Below are 17031 nucleotides of genomic sequence, written 5' to 3'. Positions count from 1 at the left end.
AGATGACGTTTCGTGTGAGCAGACGCAATTTCGTTGCGGGAGGAGCCACGCTTCTTTCGCTGTCCGCACTGGGGCCAGGGGCTTTTGCCGCCGATGCCCGACTGCGGCTCTTGTGGTGGGGTTCGCAACCGCGCGCCGACCGCACCAACAAGGTTTCGGATCTCTACAAGGCCAAGAACTCAGGCACGTCGATAACAGGCGAGTTCCTGGGCTGGAGCGATTACTGGCCGCGCCTGGCGACCCAGGTTGCCGGTCGAAACGCGCCCGACGTGATCCAGATGGATTACCGCTATATCGTCGAATATGCACGACGCGGCGCGCTTGCCCCGCTCGAATCCTACATGCCGTCGAAGCTCAATCTCGACGATTTCGATCCGGCGCAGATCGAGGGCGGCAAGGTCGACGGCCATCTCTATGGCGTCAGCCTCGGCGCCAACTCGGCGGCAACCGTCGTCAACACGGTGGCGCTGCAGGAAGCCGGCGTCGAGATGCCGACCAACAAGACGACCTGGGAAGAGCTCGGCAAGATGGGCGCCGAGATCACCAAGGCGGGCAAGCGCAAGGGCTTCTTCGGCTTTGCCGACGGCAGCGGCGCGGAGCCGCTGTTCGAAAACTACGTGCGCCAGCGCGGCAAGGCGCTCTACACGGCGGATTCGAAGATAGCCTTCGGTGCCGACGACGCATCCGAGTGGTTCGACATGTGGGCCAAGTTCCGCGAGGCGCAAGCCTGCGTGCCGCCCGATGTGCAGGCGCTCTACAAGGACACGATCGACACCGCGCCGCTGACGCTCGGCAAGGCCGCGATCGACTATGCGCACAGCAACCAGTTCGTCGGCTTCCAGGCCGTGGTCAAGGACAAGCTGACGCTCAACAACTACCCGCTGATCAAGGCGGACTCGAAGGGCGGCCACTACCGCAAGCCGTCGATGTTCTTCTCGGTCTCGGCGCAGTCCAAGGCGCTTGAGCAGGCCGTCGACTACGTCAACTTCTTCGTCAAGGATCCAGAAGCCGCCAAGGTGCTCGATGTCGAGCGCGGCATCCCGGAATCGAAGGCGATGCGTGACGTCGTGGCCGGCATGCTCGATGATGTCGGCAAGATCCCGCTGAACTATGTGGCCAATCTCGGCGATCTCGCCGGGCCGCTGCCGCCGCCGCCGCCATCAGGCGCCGGCGAAGGCCAGACCGTTCTGCGCCAGCTTGCCGAGCAGGTCGCCTTCGGTCAGGTCACGCCAGCCGATGCCGGCAAACAGCTTGTCGACGAGATCACGCGCCTTCTCGCGCGGGGTTGACCGACATGAGCAATGCGATGCGCGCGACGGCTGACCGGGCCGCGACGGCGGAGCAGTATCAGGGAGTGGTCGCCGACAGCCGTTGGCGACGCCTCCTTGCCGCCAACGGACCGGGATATCTCTTTCTTCTTCCATGGCTGCTCGGCTTCCTGGGGCTGACGCTCGGGCCGGCGCTGGTGTCGCTCTACCTGTCGTTCACGGATTTCGACATGATCCGCTCGCCGGAATGGGTGGGGGCCGCGAACTATGTGCGCATCACCACCGCGGACCCGAAGTTCGCGGCGGCGATGAAGGTGACGCTGACCTATGTCGTGTTGTCGGTGCCGTTCAAGCTGATCTTCGCGCTTCTGGTGGCGATGGCGCTCAACAAGGGGGTGCGGGGGCTGACCTTTTACCGCGCCGTCTTCTATCTTCCGTCGCTGCTTGGCGGCAGCGTGGCGATCGCCGTTCTGTGGCGGCAGCTCTTTGCCGGTGACGGCCTGGTCAACGCAGCACTCTCGCACATCGGCATCCAGGGACCGAGCTGGATCTCGCATCCAAGCTACTCGATCTATACGCTTGTGGCGCTCAGCGTCTGGCAGTTCGGCTCGCCGATGATCATCTTCCTCGCCGGTCTCCGCCAGATCCCGACCGACATGTACGAGGCGGCCAGCCTCGACGGGGCCTCGAAGTTCCGGCAGTTCTACAAGATCACCCTGCCGCTGCTGACGCCCGTCATCTTCTTCAACGCCGTGGTGCAGACGATCGATGCCTTCAAGGCGTTCACGCCCGCCTTCATCATCTCCGGCGGGTCGGGCGGGCCGATCAATTCGACGCTGTTCTACACGCTCTATCTCTATCAGGAGGCGTTCGGGAACTTCCGCATGGGCTATGCGTCCGCTCTTGCATGGATCCTGGTGCTGATCATCGCCGTGTTCACCGCCTTCTCGTTCCTGTCCTCACGCTACTGGGTGCATTACGATGACTAACGGGATCACATCCGCGGTCGCCGCGCCGCCATCCGACATCACCAAGCGCAGCCTGCCGGCCTCGATCGTCGTTCACACGCTGCTGATCATGGCCTCGCTGCTGATGCTCTATCCGCTCTTGTGGATGGTGTCGGCCTCGGTGCGGCCGGAGAACGAGATCTTCTCGTCGACCTCGCTCATCCCGTCGTCGATCGATTTCACATCCTATGTGCGCGGCTGGAGCGGGCTCGACATCACCTTCGGGCGCTTCTTCTGGAACTCGCTGGTGATTTCGCTTCTGACGGTGACCGGCAATGTCGTCGCCTGTTCGCTGGCGGCCTATGCCTTCGCGCGGCTGCGCTTTGCCGGGCGGAACTTCTGGTTCGCCATCATGCTCGGCACGCTGATGATCCCCTATCACGTGACGCTGATCCCGCAATATGTGCTGTTTCTCAACCTCGGCTGGGTGAACACCATCCTGCCGCTGGTCGTGCCCAAGTTTCTCGCCAGCGACGCCTTCTTCATCTTCCTGATGGTGCAGTTCTTCCGCGGGATCCCGCGCGAGCTCGACGAGGCAGCGATGATGGATGGCTGTAGCGCCTGGCGGATCTACTGGAAGATCATGCTGCCGCTCTCGCTGCCGGTGCTGGCGACGGCGGCGATCTTCTCCTTCATCTGGACCTGGGACGATTTCTTTGGGCCGCTGATCTACCTCAACGACATGGACACCTACACGATCCAGCTCGGCCTGCGCACCTTCGTCGATTCGAGCAGCACATCGGACTGGGGCGGGCTGTTCGCCATGTCGACGCTGACGCTGGTGCCGGTGTTCTTCTTCTTCCTGTTCTTCCAGCGGCTGTTGATCGACGGCATCGCCACGACGGGCATGAAGCGTTGAGACCGGCCGCAATGAACATGCCAAAGAGACCTACCCCATGAGCATAAAGAGAGTTGCGATCATCGGCTGCGGCATCGGTCGCTCGCATATCGTCGAGGGTTATCTGCCGCATCCCGACAAGTTCGAGGTAGCCATTCTCTGCGACCTCAACGAGGCACGCCTTGCCGAGGTGGCCGACGAGTTCGGGATCGCCGGACGCACCACCTCGTTTGCCGAGGTTCTGACCGACGAGAGCATCGACATCGTCGACATCTGCACGCCGCCGGGCATCCATCTCGAGCAGGTGGTGGCAGCCCTTCAGGCGGGCAAGCACGTGATCTGCGAGAAGCCGCTCACCGGATCGCTATCAGGCGTCGACGAGATCATGCGCGTCGAAAAGACCGCCAAGGGCGTGCTGATGCCGATCTTCCAGTATCGCTACGGCGACGGCGTGGAGAAGGCGAAGCGGATTATCGAGGCGGGGATCGCGGGCAAGCCCTATATGGGCTCGGTCGAGACCTTCTGGCTGCGCACGCCCGCCTATTACGCCGTTCCCTGGCGCGGCAAATGGGCAACCGAGCTCGGCGGCGTGCTGGTGACGCACGCGCTGCACCTGCACGATATGCTGCTGCACCTGATGGGGCCGGCGACACGCGTCTTCGGCCGCGTCGCGACACGCGTCAACGACATCGAGGTCGAGGACTGCGCCTCGGCGAGCCTGCAAATGGAAAACGGCGCCTTCGTCTCGCTCTCCTGCACGCTCGGCTCGCAGCAGGAAATCAGCCGGCTGAGGCTGCATTTCGAGAACGTCACCTTCGAGAGCAACCACCAGGCCTATTCGCCGGGCAAGGACCCGTGGACGATCCTTGCCGCCAATGACGAGGTGCAGCGCCGGATCGACGCCGTGATCGGCGACTGGCAGCCGGTGGCACCGCGCTTCACCACGCAGATGGCGCATTTCCACGCCCATCTCGAAGGTAACGGCCCGCTGCCCGTCAGCACCCAGGATGCGAGGCGGGCGCTGGAGCTGGTGACCGCCATCTATCAATCGTCGGACAGCGGCCAGGATATCGCCCTGCCTGTTGGACCCGACAGCCCGAAATACGCCGACTGGCGCGCAAGAACCCGGTAACGGACAGACAAGGAACCAAGAGATGGCAACAAGCGTCGTTCTTCAGAAGGTCGAGAAACGCTATGGCGCGCTTGACGTCATCCACGGCATCGATCTGGCGATCGATCCAGGCGAATTCGTCGTCTTCGTCGGTCCGTCCGGCTGCGGCAAGTCCACGCTGCTTCGTATGATCGCCGGGCTGGAGGAGATCTCCGGCGGCGCCCTGATGCTCGACAATGAGCGGATGAACGAGGTGGCGCCGGCCAAGCGCGGGATCGCCATGGTGTTCCAGTCCTACGCGCTCTACCCGCACATGTCCGTCTACAAGAACCTCGCCTTCGGGCTGGAAACGGCGGGCTACAAGAAGGCCGATATCGAGCCGAAGGTGCAGCGGGCAGCACAGATCCTGCAGATCGAGAAGCTTCTGCAGCGCAAGCCGAAGGCGCTCTCAGGCGGGCAGCGGCAGCGGGTCGCGATCGGCCGCGCCATCGTGCGCGAACCGCGCATCTTCCTGTTCGACGAGCCGCTCTCCAATCTCGACGCCGAACTGCGCGTGCAGATGCGCGTGGAGATTTCGCGGCTGCACCGCAGCCTCGGCAATACGATGATCTACGTCACCCACGACCAGGTGGAGGCCATGACCATGGCCGACAAGATCGTGGTGCTGAACTCCGGACGCATCGAGCAGGTTGGCGCGCCGCTCGACCTCTACAACAACCCCGCCAACCGCTTCGTCGCCGGCTTCATCGGCAGCCCGAAGATGAACTTCCTGCAGGGCAAGATCGAAAGCGTCGGCGGCAACGAGACAACGATCAATGTCTGCGGCAACAGCGTGCGGCTGCCGCGCCGCGTCTCGGCACAAGCCGGAGAAAGCGTGACCTTCGGCATCCGCCCGGAGCATCTGTCGCTGATCGACAAGGGCGGTATCGCGCTCTCGTCAGTCAACATCGACCTTCTGGAAAACCTCGGCGGCGCGACGATGCTCTACACGACGACACCGGACAAGCAGCAGCTGACGATCGCGCTCGACGGGCAGCAGAAGGTGGAGCGCGGAGCCAACGTCACCGCCTATTTCGACCCGGCGCGCTGTCATGTCTTCGACGGCGCGGGCTCGACGATCTAGCCCGGTCATTTACCCCGCTTGACAGCACAGCCCGCTCTGGCCAAGATTTCAATAGGATAGGCCGCGAGGGGGACAGCGTGACGCCTGAAGACCGTATACATGCGCTTGGCATATGGAATGGTCCGATCGATATCTCGGCGATCACGGGAGGCATCACCAACCGCAACTATCTGGTCCGCGACGGCACGCTGAAGCGGGTCGTGCGGCTGGGCGACGACATCCCCGTCCATCACATCAGCCGATCGAACGAACTGGCGGCGAGCAAGGCGGCGCATGCGGCGGGGCTCTCGCCCGCGGTGATCCACCACGCGCCGGGCGTGCTGGTGCTCGACTACATCGAGTCAAAAGCGCTGACGCCCGAAGATCTGCGCGACGCCGGTACGCTGGAGCGCGTGATCCCGCTGGTGCGCGCCTGCCACCACGATATCGCACGCGAATTTCGCGGCACGGCCACGATCTTCTGGGTGTTTCACGTGGTGCGGGACTATATCGCGACGCTCGATGCCGCCGGCAGCCCCTATCATCAGCTATTTTCCGATCTCCTGATCAAGGCGGAGCGGCTGGAGCAGGCGGCCGGGCCGTTCGAGATCGCCTTCGGCCACAACGACATGCTGGCCGCCAATTTTCTCGACGACGGCAAAAGGCTCTGGCTGATCGACTGGGACTATGCCGGCTTCAACACGCCGCTCTTCGATCTCGGTGGGCTCGCCTCCAACAACGAGTTCTCCGAGGATGCGGAGCGGGCGATGCTGGAGGCCTATTATCAGGCGCCGCTGACACCGGATCTCTGGCGACGCTACCAGGCGATGAAATGCGCCTCTCTCTTGCGCGAGATGCTGTGGAGCATGGTGTCGGAAATCCACTCGACCATCGATTTCGACTACGCCGCCTATACCGCCGAAAACCGCGCGCGCTTCGAGCGCGCCTATGCCGAACAGGATCAATGACATGACGAAGGAATTGCCCAGGACCGCCAAGGTTGTCGTCATCGGCGGCGGCATCATCGGCTGCTCGACGGCCTATCACCTCGGCAAGCTCGGCTTGACCGATACCGTGCTCTTGGAGCGCAAGAAGCTGACCTCGGGCACCACCTTCCATGCCGCCGGCCTTGTCGGCCAGCTCAGGACCAGCGCTAACATCACCCAGCTGCTCGGCTATTCCGTCGATCTCTACAAGCGGCTGGAGGCCGAGACCGGGCTTGGCACCGGCTGGAAGATGAATGGCGGCCTGCGGCTTGCCTGCAACGAGGAGCGCTGGACGGAGGTGAAGCGGCAGGCGACCACGGCGCAATCCTTCGGGCTCGACATGCAGCTTCTGACGCCGCAGGAAGCCTTCGACCTCTGGCCGCTGATGACAACAGACGACCTGATCGGCGCCGCTTATCTCCCAACCGACGGCCAGGCCAATCCCTCTGACATCACGCAGGCGCTCGCCAAGGGCGCGCGCATGGCCGGCGTCTCGATCTTCGAGGATACGGAAGTGATCGACCTCGAGATCGACAAGGGCCGCATCCGCGCCGTCATCACCGCGCAGGGCCGCATCGAATGCGAGCGCGTCGTCGTCTGCGCCGGGCAATGGACGCGCAATTTCGCGGCGCGCTTCGGGGTGAACGTGCCGCTGGTCTCGGTCGAGCATCAATACATCATCACCGAATCCTTCGGCGTGCCCTCCAACCTGCCGACGCTGCGCGATCCCGACCGGCTGACCTATTACAAGGAAGAGGTGGGCGGCATCGTGATGGGCGGTTACGAGCCGAACCCGATCCCCTGGGCGACATCGGGCATCCCCGATGGTTTCCACTACACGCTGCTCGACAGCAATTTCGACCATTTCGAGCAGATCATGGAGCAGGCGCTCGGCCGCGTGCCGGATCTCGAAAATGTCGGCGTCAAGCAGCTTCTGAACGGGCCGGAGAGCTTTACGCCTGACGGTAACTTCATTCTCGGCGAAGCGCCGGAGCTCAAGAACTTCTTCGTCGGCGCCGGCTTCAACGCCTTCGGCATCGCATCGGCCGGCGGCGCCGGGATGGCGCTGGCGGAATGGGTCTCGAAGGGCGAGCCGCCCTACGACCTCTGGCCGGTCGATATCCGTCGCTTCGGCCGTCCGCATTTCGACACCGACTGGGTGCGCACCCGCACGCTGGAAGCCTATGGCAAGCACTACACGCTGGCCTTCCCCTTCGAGGAATACTCCAGCGGCCGCCCCTGCCGCAAATCGCCGCTCTACGACCGGCTGAAGGCGCAGGGCGCATGCTTCGGCGAGAAGCTCGGCTGGGAGAGGCCGAACTGGTTCGCCGATCTCTTCGCCAACGAGGAACCGAAGGACGTCTACAGCTACGAGCGGCAGAACTGGTTCGAGGCGGTGGGCCGCGAGCACAAGGCAGTGCGCGAGGCGGCGGTGATCTTCGATCAGACCTCATTCGCCAAGTTCACGCTGAAGGGACGCGACGCGGAGAGCGCCCTCTCCTGGATATCAGCCAACGATGTGGCCAGGCCGGTGGGCTCGCTCGTCTACACGCAAATGCTGAACGACAAGGGCGGCATCGAGTGTGACCTTACCTGCGCGCGCATCGCCGAGGACGAGTATTACATCGTCACCGGCACGGGCTTCGCGACCCACGACTTCGACTGGATAGCCCGCAATATTCCTGACGACATGCATGCCGAACTGGTCGATGTGACCTCGGCCTATTCAGTATTGGCGCTGATGGGGCCGAATGCACGAGCCGTGCTGCAGAAGGTCACGGGCACCGACGTCTCCAACGCCGCCTTCCCCTTCGGTCGCGTGAAAACCATCGGCGTCGCCGGCTGCCCGGTGCGCGCGCTGCGCATCACCTATGTCGGCGAGCTCGGCTACGAGCTGCATGTGCCGATCGAATACGCCACCACGGTCTATGACGCGCTGATGGCGGCCGGCGCTCCGCTGCATCTGGTCAATGCCGGCTATCGGGCGATCGAGAGCTGCCGACTGGAGAAGGGATATCGCGCCTGGGGTTCGGATATCGGGCCCGACCATACGCCGATCGAAGCCGGGCTCGGCTGGGCGGTGAAGACGAAGAAGACCACGCCGTTTCGTGGCCGCGAGGCGATCGAGCGGCAGCTGGCCGAGGGCGTCAAGAAGATGCTCGCCTGCTTCGTGCCTGATGATCCCGACGTGGTGCTGCTCGGCCGCGAGACGATCTACCGCGACGGCAAGCGCGTCGGCTGGCTTTCGAGCGGCGGCTTCGGCTACACGGTGGGCAAGCCGATCGGCTATGGATATGTCCGCAACGCCGAGGGCGTGAGCGAGGAATTCGTGCTGTCGGGCCAGTATGAGCTCGACGTCGCGCGGGTGCGGGTGCCGTGCAAGGTGTCGCTGACGCCGCTCTATGATCCCGAGATGGCGCGGGTGAAGGCTTAGGCGCTACACCCGCTCCGATCAGAACAACGGCAGTTTGTTGTCCTGGATGAGGATGTCGAGCTTGTTGGCCACATCCTCGGTCCAGGCGAGGTTTTCCGTGAGCGCGGCCGGGAAGAGGCCGGGGAGCGTGAACAGCGCGGCGGCGACGGCGCCGCCGTTGCGTGGGATGTCCGCCAGCAATGCCGCGATCTCGGCGGCGCGGGGGTCACGGAGTTCGTAGGCCTTGCCGTTGCGGTCGATACCGAGCGCGTAGCGCATCCAGGCGGCGACGGCGATGGCGTAGGTTTCGGCCTTGCTGCCATCGGCCAGTGCTTCCATGGCTGGCTCCAGCAGGCGCTGCGGCAGCTTCTGGGTGCCGTCCATGGCGATCTGGTAGGTGCGGTGGGCGATCGCCTTGTTTGCAAAGCGCGCTGTCAATTCGTCGGCATAGGCTTCCAGATCGATGCCGGGGACCGGATCGAGCGTGGCTGCGGCAGCGTTCATGTGGCGGCGCGCGAGGGCGGCCAAGCCTGTGTCGTCCATCACGTCGCGGATGAATTCATAGCCGCCGATATAACCGAGATAGGCGAGCAGCGAATGCGCGCCGTTCAGCATGCGCAGCTTCATCTTCTCATAGGCCGAGACATCCTCGACCATCAGCGCGCCGGCTTTTTCCCATTGCGGGCGGCCGTTGGCGAAGCTGTCCTCGATAACCCATTGTGTGAAGGGCTCGGTCTCGATCGCGACAAGATCGACACGGCCGATGAGCGTTTCGGCATCGCGATAGGTGGCCTCGGTGCTGGCAGGCGTGATGCGGTCGACCATGGTCGAGGGGAACGGAACGTTGCTCTCGATCCACGCCTTGAGCTCGAGATCGACGCGGCCGGCGAAATCGAGGACGAGGCGCTTCAGCACCGCGCCGTTGCTCGGAAGGTTGTCGCAGCTAAGGGCAGTGAACGGTGCTACGCCCTTGGCGCGGCGGCGGGCGAGGCCCTCGACGAGATAGCCGATGACGCCGCGGGGCGCGTGGCGGCTTTGAAGGTCGGCTGCGATATCCGCATGCTTGAGATCGAGACCGCCGGTGGCGGCATCGAAGCCATAGGCCTTTTCCGTTACCGTGAGGCTGACGATGCGGATGGCGGGATCCTCGAGCCGGGCCAGCAGTTCGTCGGGATTGCGGGTCGCGACATGGGCTTTCAGGATCGGGCCCATGACATGGGCGACCGTGCCTTCCGTGTCGCGCACCAGCATGGTGTAGAGGCCGTTCTGCTCGTTCAGATGATCGGCGACGTCGGCGGTGCGCAGGCTCGCCACCTCGATCCCCCAATCGCCGCCGCCAAGCGCCAGCGCCGCATCCGTATAGGGCGCGAAGTGGGCGCGGAAGAATGCGCCGGGGCCGAGATGCAGGATGCCCGGCTTCAGCACATCCCGATTGAAGGCGGGAAGCTTGGCTGAATGTGCGAGGCCGGTGAGGCGCGTCAGTCGTTCGGTCACAGCTTGTAGGCCTTCTTGGCGTTGCCGTAGGAGAGATCGGCGGCGGCGATTGCCGCATCCTGGCGCGATATCCGGTGCTCGGCGGCCAGCGTCGCCAGGAAGCCGCAGACTTCGCGGCGCCAGACATCATGGCGGGCGGGGATGGAGAGCAGCGCGCGCGTGTCGTCGTTGAAACCGGCCATGTTGGCGAATCCTGCGGTCTCGACCACCTGGTCGAGATAGCGGCGAATGCCGGCCGGGCTGTCGTGGAACCACCAGGGCGGGCCGATCATCAGGCAGGGCCAGTGGCCGGCCATCGGCGCCAGCTCGCGGGCGTAGGTGGTTTCGTCAAGCGTGAAGAGCAGGACGCGCAGGCCCGGCGCATGGCCGTATTTCGCGAGAAGTGCCGACAGCCCGCCGACCCAATCGGTGGGCGTCGGGATGTCGGCGCCCATGTTCGGGCCGCGCGTCTGGAAGAGTTCGCGGTCGGTGTTGCGGCGCGAGCCGGCGTGTATCTGCATGACCATGCCGTCTTCCGCCGAAAGCCCGGCCATCTCGGTCAGCATCTGGCCACGGAAGAGCTCGGCTTCACCTTCTTCGAGCGTACCCTTGTGCGCCCGGTCGAGCAGCCGCTGCTTGTCGGAATGCGGGAGATCGGCGGTGAAGGCGGTGGGGACGCCGTGGTCCGTCGCGGTAGCGCCGAACTGGCGGAAATAGGCGCGGCGCTTGCGATGTGCGTCGATCAGGCCATCCCAGCTCGCGACGTCGCAGCCGGTGAGCTCGCCGAGCTTCACGAGGTTTTCGCGGAAACCGACGGCATCGGGATCGGTGACGCTATCGGGGCGATAGGTGGTGCGCACACGGCCGATCCAGCCGTCCTCGGCCATCTTCTGGTGATGCGGCAGCTGGTCGAGCGCGCCCTCGGTGGTGGCGATCGTTTCGATGCCGAAGCGCTTGTGGAGCGCGCGGGGACGGAACTCCGGCAGGGCCAGCTGCGCGTTGATATGATCGTAGAGCGCATCGGCATTGCCTGATGTCAGCGGCTCCTCGCAGCCGAGCACGGCCGACATGGCGTGATCAACCCAGAGGCTCGACGGCGTGCCGCGGAAGAGATGGTAGTGCGCCGCAAAGGTGCGCCAGATGTCGCGGCCGGACGAGACGGGCTTGCCGTCGAGGCGGGGAACGCCGAGGTCGTCGAGCTTGACGCCGACGCTGTGCAGCATGCGGAAGAGATAGTGATCGGGAATGACGAGCAGCGAGGCGGCGTCCTCGAAGGGCTTGTCTTCGGCGAACCAGGAGGGTTCCGTGTGCCCGTGCGGGCTGACGATCGGGAGCCCGCTGACGCTCTCGTAAAGCTCGCGCGCTATGCTGCGCGTTGCCGGATCGGCCGGAAAGAGCCGGTCCGGATGCAGAAATCCATTGCCGATATCCATCTGTATTCCTCCCTGGTGCCTATCGGCCTAGCGCACAAAAAAAGATGCGGCAAGGGCTTTTAGTAACCAAACGGTTCACTTTGTGAATCGGCGGCGGCCCCTCTCGAAACGATTGACCTTGCGGCCTATTTCCGCTTTGGAGAGCGCAATCACATGACCGGTTCATCTGGCCGGTCGTGGCAAGGAGAGCCCGATGTCTGATCAGACCGATCGTATCACCCAACTCGAGGAAACCATCGCCCACCAGGCAAAGACGATCGAGGAACTGTCCGACCAGCTGACGGAGCAGTGGAAGGTGGTCGAGCAGACGCGCGCCAAGCTGGACCGGCTGACCGAGCGCTTCCTTTCGCTCGAAGAACAAGCGCTGGAAGCGCCGGCGATCACAAGGCCGCCGCACTACTGATCCTCACAGCCTTTCCTCACAGTCTTTCCTCACAGTCTTGCGCTTCGATGTCCTGATCCTTATATAAGCGCTTGTGAGGACGACCTCCGCCGTATGGGCTTAAACTCGGGACGACCCGGCATATTCCCATAGGGGCATTTCATGAGATCCGTCTCCGACCGTATCCGCCACGCCATCAGCTTTGAACTCATTGGTCTCGCCATCATCACGCCGCTCGGCGCGTTTGCCTTCGGCATGCCGATCGCCGATATCGGCGTCGTCGGCGTTGCCAGCGCCACGGTGGCGACGGCGTGGAACTATCTTTACAATCTCGGCTTCGACCATGTGATGCAGCGCCTGACGGGCGGCACGAAGAAGAGCCTTGGCGTTCGCATTCTGCACGCCGTGCTGTTCGAGGGTGGTCTGCTTGTGGCGCTATTGCCGCTGATTGCCTGGTATCTCGGCGTCACGCTGGTGCAAGCGTTCCTGATGGACGTGTCCTTCGCGCTCTTCTATCTGGTCTACGCCTTCGTCTTCAACCTCGCTTACGACCGCATCTTCCCGCTGCCGGACTGGCAGGCGAAGGCGCCCGACGCCGTGCGCGGCTGATTGATACCACGCCGCGCCAAATGGCGTGGTTTGCGATCGCCGCTTTCAGGTCTATATAGCGCCAGGACATCATTATTCAGCGAAAGACGACAGCATGGCCGCGACGATCCGTTACCACGAAGGCGACATTTCCGCCGCCGATGCAGCTCGCTATACCGGCGCGATCGCGATCGATACCGAAACGCTGGGCCTCGTGCCGCGCCGCGACCGGCTCTGCGTCGTCCAGCTTTCGCCGGGCGACGGTTCCGCCGACGTGATCCGTATCGCAGCCGGCCAGACGGAGGCGCCAAACCTCGTGGCGCTTCTTTCGGATCCGACGCACGAGAAGATCTTCCACTACGGCCGCTTCGATATCGCCGTGCTCTTCCATGCTTTCGGCGTGACGACGACGCCGGTGTTCTGCACCAAGATCGCCTCGCGCCTCTGCCGCACCTATACGGACCGGCACGGGCTGAAGGACAATCTCAAGGAGATGCTCGAGGTCGATATCTCGAAGACCCAGCAATCCTCCGACTGGGGTGCTGAGACGCTGTCGCAGGCACAGCTCGAATATGCGGCGTCCGATGTGCTCTATCTGCATGCGCTGCGTGACAAGCTCACCCACCGCCTCATTCGCGACGGGCGGTTCGAGCATGCGACCGCCTGCTTCGCCTTCCTTCCCACCCGCGCCAAGCTCGACCTGCTCGGCTGGGACGAGACGGATATTTTCGCGCACAGCTGAGATTGCTTGCAGGCTTCTCACCACGCAAAGCCCAAGTGTGCCGCCACGCACCGAATGATTAGTGCTTCGTTAACGGTGAATCACTAGGATGCTCATTAACTTCTGAGCATTCCGTGGCGCGATGCAGCGTCCTCCAGGCACGCGACATCGCCGGAGAATGCAAACAGCCCGATGAACGCGGCTTTCCTGTAACCTGCTTCAGCGCATTTTACGAAAGAGGAAGCATGCCATGTTGTCTCCGGTTCGTGCAGCGTCAAGCTCAAGCTTTCCCTCGCAGGGCTCTACCTCGGCGCTGAGCGCCAGCGACATCGTGCGCAGTGTCACCGCGGTTGCGCCCGTCAACCAGGTCGAGAGCCCGGACCTGACATCCGGCGCCACCGCCAAGCTCAACATCCTGCTGCTTGCCGTTCGCGCCCGCATGGTCGAGGCGCTGCTCAATGTGCTGACCGCCACCGGAGAAGCGCTTTCGCAGCCGCGCGACGATAACGAGCCGGACCTCGTCTTCGCATCGCGGCTGGCGGACGCGATCCAGAAACTGCCGGCCGCCAAGATCGAAGTGATCGAGCGCCAGCTGGCAGCCCAGGGCCACGCGATCCCGCTGCGGCTGCTTGCCGAAGCGCTGCAGAACCCGGCCGGCCCCGCCGCGACGCGCATCGCAGCCTATCTCGAAACCATCGGCACGAGGGATCGCGATCTCGCGACACGCGCCGTTCTCAAGTCCTACAGCCAGAACGACGGTTCGCCGGCGCGCCCGGAGCAGCGGCCCGAGATCAGCCTGCATCGCGATACGGTCACATCAGCGCCGCGCGCCACGACGGCGGCGTCCGAGAGCGCTGGAGCCAGGAATGCGCCGACGTCGGCGGCGGCAGCTGGGACCACGGGCCACGAAAGCGAAGCGACCGCGCAGGTCGCGGTGACCGACGAGGCACCAATGGCTCCTGTCGCCGAGCGGGCGGATCCCAAGGTTGCGATGACCGCCGCAAGCGCCACGCTTTCGACCGACGAAGCGGCGGAAGCGCCTGTGGCAACGGAGGCGTCCGCTCTCCCGGCCGAAGCCGAAGCAACCGAGGTCGCGGCTGAGCCGGCAGTCACGCGCGACACCAAGGCCGATCCGATCATCCCGAAGAGCTGGGTCGGCATTCCGGCTTCGCTGTCGAAGGACGAGACCGACATGATCGTGGTCATCATCCGCGATCAGGCGACCGAGACGCTGCTCGAGGCGACGGACGTCGAGCCGGCGGTCGATATCGACGTCCTGCTCGACGACACGCTGATCGCCGACATACCCGATAATCTGAAGCGCCCCGCCGAACAGATGCTGATGGCGAACGGGCTTGCGAAGCCGATGACAGCGCAGGCAGCCCCCTCGCCGCTGGAGGCGGTGGCGGCACAGGCGGCTGCGCAGCAGCCGGCACAGGCGGATACCGACACGCCATCGGCAACGCGGCAGATGATCGACGCCACCTACGCGCCCGTGCTGATGAAGGTCATCGAAGGCGTGCCCTATGCGCCGCAGCCCTACGACTTCGCCAAGGACGAGACCGACGATGCCGGTTCGCGCGAGATGAACCGCGAAGACCACAACGGCAATATCGACCAGGGCGACGAGAACGAAGACGCCGAGCGGGAGGGCGACGAACAGAATGGCGCGGACGAGGCGGAGACGCTTGAGGGGCAGGTGCTTGCTACTGATGACAGCGACGACGCCGCATTCATGGCAGCGCAGCAATCCGCGATCGCCGCCCCGGTGCTCGACGAGGCGGGCGAGCCTATCCTGATGCTGCCGGGTCCCGGCCTGCCGATGGCGCCGGCAAGCGATGAGGCCTATGCGCGCTACCGGCGGATGATCGGCTGGGAATAGCCGGCACGGAACGGGCGCGAGCCGCAACGACCAATCCTTCAAAACAAAGAACCCGCCGGAGCGATCCGGCGGGTTCTCTTATTCTTCAAGCCTGACGGCTGGCGATTATTCGCCGCGGTTCTTCAGAGCCGCGCCGAGGATGTCGCCGAGCGAAGCGCCAGAGTCGGACGAACCGAACTGAGCAACGGCTTCCTTCTCTTCAGCGATTTCCAGAGCCTTGATCGAAAGCATGACCTTGCGGTCCTTCTTCGAGAAGTTGGTGACGCGAGCGTCAACCGTCTGGCCAACCGAGAAGCGCTCCGGACGCTGGTCGTCGCGATCGCGAGCGAGGTCAGCGCGGCGGATGAACGAGGTGATGTCTTCGTGGTCTACGAGCTTCACTTCGATGCCACCGTCGTTGACGGCGATGACTTCAGCCGAAACAACAGCGTTCTTGCGCAGGTCGCCGGAAGCGGCAGCTTCGCCGACCGAGTCCTTGCCGAGCTGCTTGATGCCGAGCGAGATGCGCTCCTTTTCGACGTCTACATCGAGAACGACAGCCTTAACGACGTCGCCCTTGTTGTATTCTTCGATGACCTGTTCGCCCGGACGGTTCCAGTCGAGGTCAGAGAGGTGCACCATGCCGTCAACATCGCCGTCGAGGCCGATGAACAGGCCGAATTCGGTCTTGTTCTTGACTTCGCCTTCGACTTCAGTGCCGGCCGGATGGTTGCGAGCGAATGCCGCCCACGGATTTTCCAGGGTCTGCTTGAGGCCGAGCGAAATACGACGCTTGGACGGATCGACTTCGAGAACGACGACTTCGACTTCCTGGCTCGTGGACAGGATCTTGCCGGGGTGTACGTTCTTCTTGGTCCAGGACATTTCCGAGATGTGGATCAGGCCTTCGATGCCCGGCTCCAGCTCGACGAACGCACCGTAGTCGGTGATGTTCGTGACGGTACCGGAGATCTTCTTGCCTTCCGGATACTTGGCCTGGATGCCATCCCACGGATCCGACTCGAGCTGCTTCATGCCGAGCGAGATGCGGTGGGTTTCCTGGTTGATGCGGATGATCTGAACCTTGACCTGCTGGCCAATGGACAGGATTTCCGACGGATGGTTCACACGGCGCCATGCCATGTCGGTGACGTGCAGCAGGCCGTCGATGCCGCCGAGGTCAACGAACGCACCGTAATCGGTGATGTTCTTGACGACGCCGTCAACAACCTGGCCTTCTTCGAGGTTCTGAACGATTTCAGAACGCTGCTCGGCACGGGACTCTTCCAGAACCGTACGACGCGATACGACGATGTTGCCGCGACGCTTGTCCATCTTGAGGATTTCGAAGGGCTGCGGGTTGTGCATCAGCGGGGTAACGTCGCGGATCGGACGGATGTCGACCTGCGAACGCGGCAGGAAGGCGATGGCACCGTCGAGGTCAACCGTGAAGCCGCCCTTGACCTGGTTGAAGATAACGCCTTCAACGCGCTCACCAGCTTCGAACTTGGCTTCGAGCTTGACCCAGCTCTCTTCGCGGCGAGCCTTTTCGCGCGACAGAACAGCTTCGCCGAGAGCGTTTTCGATGCGCTCAACGTAAACTTCGACTTCGTCGCCGACCTTGAGCGTGCCGTCCTTGGCCTTGGCGCCGAATTCCTTGAGCAGAATGCGACCTTCGACCTTGAGGCCAACGTCGACAACGGCGGAGTCCTTCTCGATTGCCGTTACGATACCCTTGGTTACATAGCCTTCAGCCAGATCGTTCTTGGCAAAGGATTCTTCCAGAAGGGCCGCGAAATCTTCGCGAGAGGGAGTAGCTACTGACATGAAATCTCCTGCGTGTCCGGA

General features: G+C 63.5%; 14 protein-coding genes. 11 read left to right on the top strand and 3 right to left on the bottom strand.

The annotated features are described in order from the left end of the window. Window positions 1–2 precede the first annotated feature (2 nt). The 7 genes from D460_RS0113800 to D460_RS0113770 all read left to right on the top strand — a co-directional run bounded on the left by D460_RS0113800 (window position 3) and on the right by D460_RS0113770 (window position 8746). Window positions 3–1289 carry an ABC transporter substrate-binding protein gene (locus tag D460_RS0113800; protein ID WP_018899145.1) on the top strand — a complete coding sequence of 429 codons (1287 nt, stop codon included), beginning with the start codon at window positions 3–5 and terminating at the stop codon, window positions 1287–1289. Window positions 1290–1294: 5 nt separating this feature from the next. Next, a complete protein-coding gene (locus tag D460_RS0113795) occupies window positions 1295–2257 on the top strand; it encodes a sugar ABC transporter permease (protein ID WP_026283119.1) in 963 nt (320 codons plus the stop codon). Continuing rightward, window positions 2250–3134: a carbohydrate ABC transporter permease gene (locus tag D460_RS0113790; RefSeq protein WP_018899143.1), complete on the top strand. Its 885-nt coding sequence runs from the start codon at window positions 2250–2252 to the stop codon at window positions 3132–3134. The genes D460_RS0113795 and D460_RS0113790 overlap by 8 nt, the downstream gene beginning before the upstream one ends. A gap of 37 nt (window positions 3135–3171) precedes the next feature. Next, a complete protein-coding gene (locus tag D460_RS0113785; RefSeq protein WP_018899142.1) occupies window positions 3172–4245 on the top strand; it encodes a Gfo/Idh/MocA family oxidoreductase in 1074 nt (357 codons plus the stop codon). A gap of 22 nt (window positions 4246–4267) precedes the next feature. Next, complete coding sequence (ugpC, locus tag D460_RS0113780) at window positions 4268–5347, top strand: sn-glycerol-3-phosphate ABC transporter ATP-binding protein UgpC (RefSeq protein WP_018899141.1); 1080 nt, start codon at window positions 4268–4270, stop codon at window positions 5345–5347. A 77-nt stretch (window positions 5348–5424) separates the two neighbouring features. Next, window positions 5425–6294: a phosphotransferase gene (locus tag D460_RS0113775; protein WP_018899140.1), complete on the top strand. Its 870-nt coding sequence runs from the start codon at window positions 5425–5427 to the stop codon at window positions 6292–6294. Between the two features lies 1 nt (window position 6295). Beyond that, a complete protein-coding gene (locus D460_RS0113770) occupies window positions 6296–8746 on the top strand; it encodes an FAD-dependent oxidoreductase (RefSeq protein ID WP_026283118.1) in 2451 nt (816 codons plus the stop codon). A gap of 18 nt (window positions 8747–8764) precedes the next feature. Here the strand turns inward: D460_RS0113770 and D460_RS0113765 are convergent, their stop codons facing one another. Then, window positions 8765–10219: a mannitol dehydrogenase family protein gene (locus D460_RS0113765; RefSeq protein WP_018899138.1), complete on the bottom strand. Its 1455-nt coding sequence runs from the start codon at window positions 10217–10219 to the stop codon at window positions 8765–8767. Continuing rightward, window positions 10216–11631, bottom strand: a complete 1416-nt coding sequence (gene uxaC, locus D460_RS0113760; RefSeq protein WP_018899137.1) for a glucuronate isomerase — start codon at window positions 11629–11631, stop codon at window positions 10216–10218. The genes D460_RS0113765 and uxaC overlap by 4 nt, the downstream gene beginning before the upstream one ends. Window positions 11632–11824: 193 nt before the next feature. Between uxaC and D460_RS0113755 the strand changes: the two genes are divergently transcribed. The 4 genes from D460_RS0113755 (at window position 11825) to D460_RS0113740 (ending at window position 15204) form a co-directional block, all read left to right on the top strand. Next, window positions 11825–12034, top strand: a complete 210-nt coding sequence (locus tag D460_RS0113755; RefSeq protein ID WP_018899136.1) for a SlyX family protein — start codon at window positions 11825–11827, stop codon at window positions 12032–12034. Between the two features lie 141 nt (window positions 12035–12175). Then, window positions 12176–12622, top strand: a complete 447-nt coding sequence (locus D460_RS0113750; protein WP_018899135.1) for a PACE efflux transporter — start codon at window positions 12176–12178, stop codon at window positions 12620–12622. 94 nt (window positions 12623–12716) lie between these two features. After that, the gene (locus D460_RS0113745) at window positions 12717–13343 is read left to right on the top strand and encodes a ribonuclease D (RefSeq protein WP_018899134.1); all 627 of its coding nucleotides are present in this window, start codon (window positions 12717–12719) and stop codon (window positions 13341–13343) included. A 229-nt stretch (window positions 13344–13572) separates the two neighbouring features. Beyond that, window positions 13573–15204, top strand: coding sequence for a hypothetical protein (locus D460_RS0113740; protein ID WP_018899133.1), 1632 nt, complete (start codon window positions 13573–13575; stop codon window positions 15202–15204). 105 nt (window positions 15205–15309) lie between these two features. On the opposite strand, the gene rpsA is transcribed toward D460_RS0113740, so the two are convergent. After that, window positions 15310–17010 carry a 30S ribosomal protein S1 gene (rpsA, locus tag D460_RS0113735; protein ID WP_018899132.1) on the bottom strand — a complete coding sequence of 567 codons (1701 nt, stop codon included), beginning with the start codon at window positions 17008–17010 and terminating at the stop codon, window positions 15310–15312. Between the last annotated feature and the right edge of the window lie 21 nt (window positions 17011–17031).

Source organism: Rhizobium sp. 2MFCol3.1, from assembly GCF_000377565.1.
In the GTDB taxonomy this organism is placed as follows: domain Bacteria; phylum Pseudomonadota; class Alphaproteobacteria; order Rhizobiales; family Rhizobiaceae; genus Rhizobium.
This window is presented reverse-complemented; position numbering and strand designations above follow the sequence as displayed.

What these genes read in the sequence shown, in the direction of transcription:
- D460_RS0113770 (WP_026283118.1), top strand. Translation starts at nt 6,296, where the DNA reads ATGACGAAGGAATTGCCCAGGACCGCCAAGGTTGTCGTCATCGGCGGC.
- D460_RS0113750 (WP_018899135.1), top strand. Translation starts at nt 12,176, where the DNA reads ATGAGATCCGTCTCCGACCGTATCCGCCACGCCATCAGCTTTGAACTC.
- ugpC (WP_018899141.1), top strand. Translation starts at nt 4,268, where the DNA reads ATGGCAACAAGCGTCGTTCTTCAGAAGGTCGAGAAACGCTATGGCGCG.
- D460_RS0113795 (WP_026283119.1), top strand. Translation starts at nt 1,295, where the DNA reads ATGAGCAATGCGATGCGCGCGACGGCTGACCGGGCCGCGACGGCGGAG.
- uxaC (WP_018899137.1), bottom strand. Translation starts at nt 11,631, where the DNA reads ATGGATATCGGCAATGGATTTCTGCATCCGGACCGGCTCTTTCCGGCC.
- D460_RS0113740 (WP_018899133.1), top strand. Translation starts at nt 13,573, where the DNA reads ATGTTGTCTCCGGTTCGTGCAGCGTCAAGCTCAAGCTTTCCCTCGCAG.
- D460_RS0113790 (WP_018899143.1), top strand. Translation starts at nt 2,250, where the DNA reads ATGACTAACGGGATCACATCCGCGGTCGCCGCGCCGCCATCCGACATC.
- D460_RS0113800 (WP_018899145.1), top strand. Translation starts at nt 3, where the DNA reads ATGACGTTTCGTGTGAGCAGACGCAATTTCGTTGCGGGAGGAGCCACG.
- D460_RS0113785 (WP_018899142.1), top strand. Translation starts at nt 3,172, where the DNA reads ATGAGCATAAAGAGAGTTGCGATCATCGGCTGCGGCATCGGTCGCTCG.
- D460_RS0113745 (WP_018899134.1), top strand. Translation starts at nt 12,717, where the DNA reads ATGGCCGCGACGATCCGTTACCACGAAGGCGACATTTCCGCCGCCGAT.
- rpsA (WP_018899132.1), bottom strand. Translation starts at nt 17,010, where the DNA reads ATGTCAGTAGCTACTCCCTCTCGCGAAGATTTCGCGGCCCTTCTGGAA.
- D460_RS0113755 (WP_018899136.1), top strand. Translation starts at nt 11,825, where the DNA reads ATGTCTGATCAGACCGATCGTATCACCCAACTCGAGGAAACCATCGCC.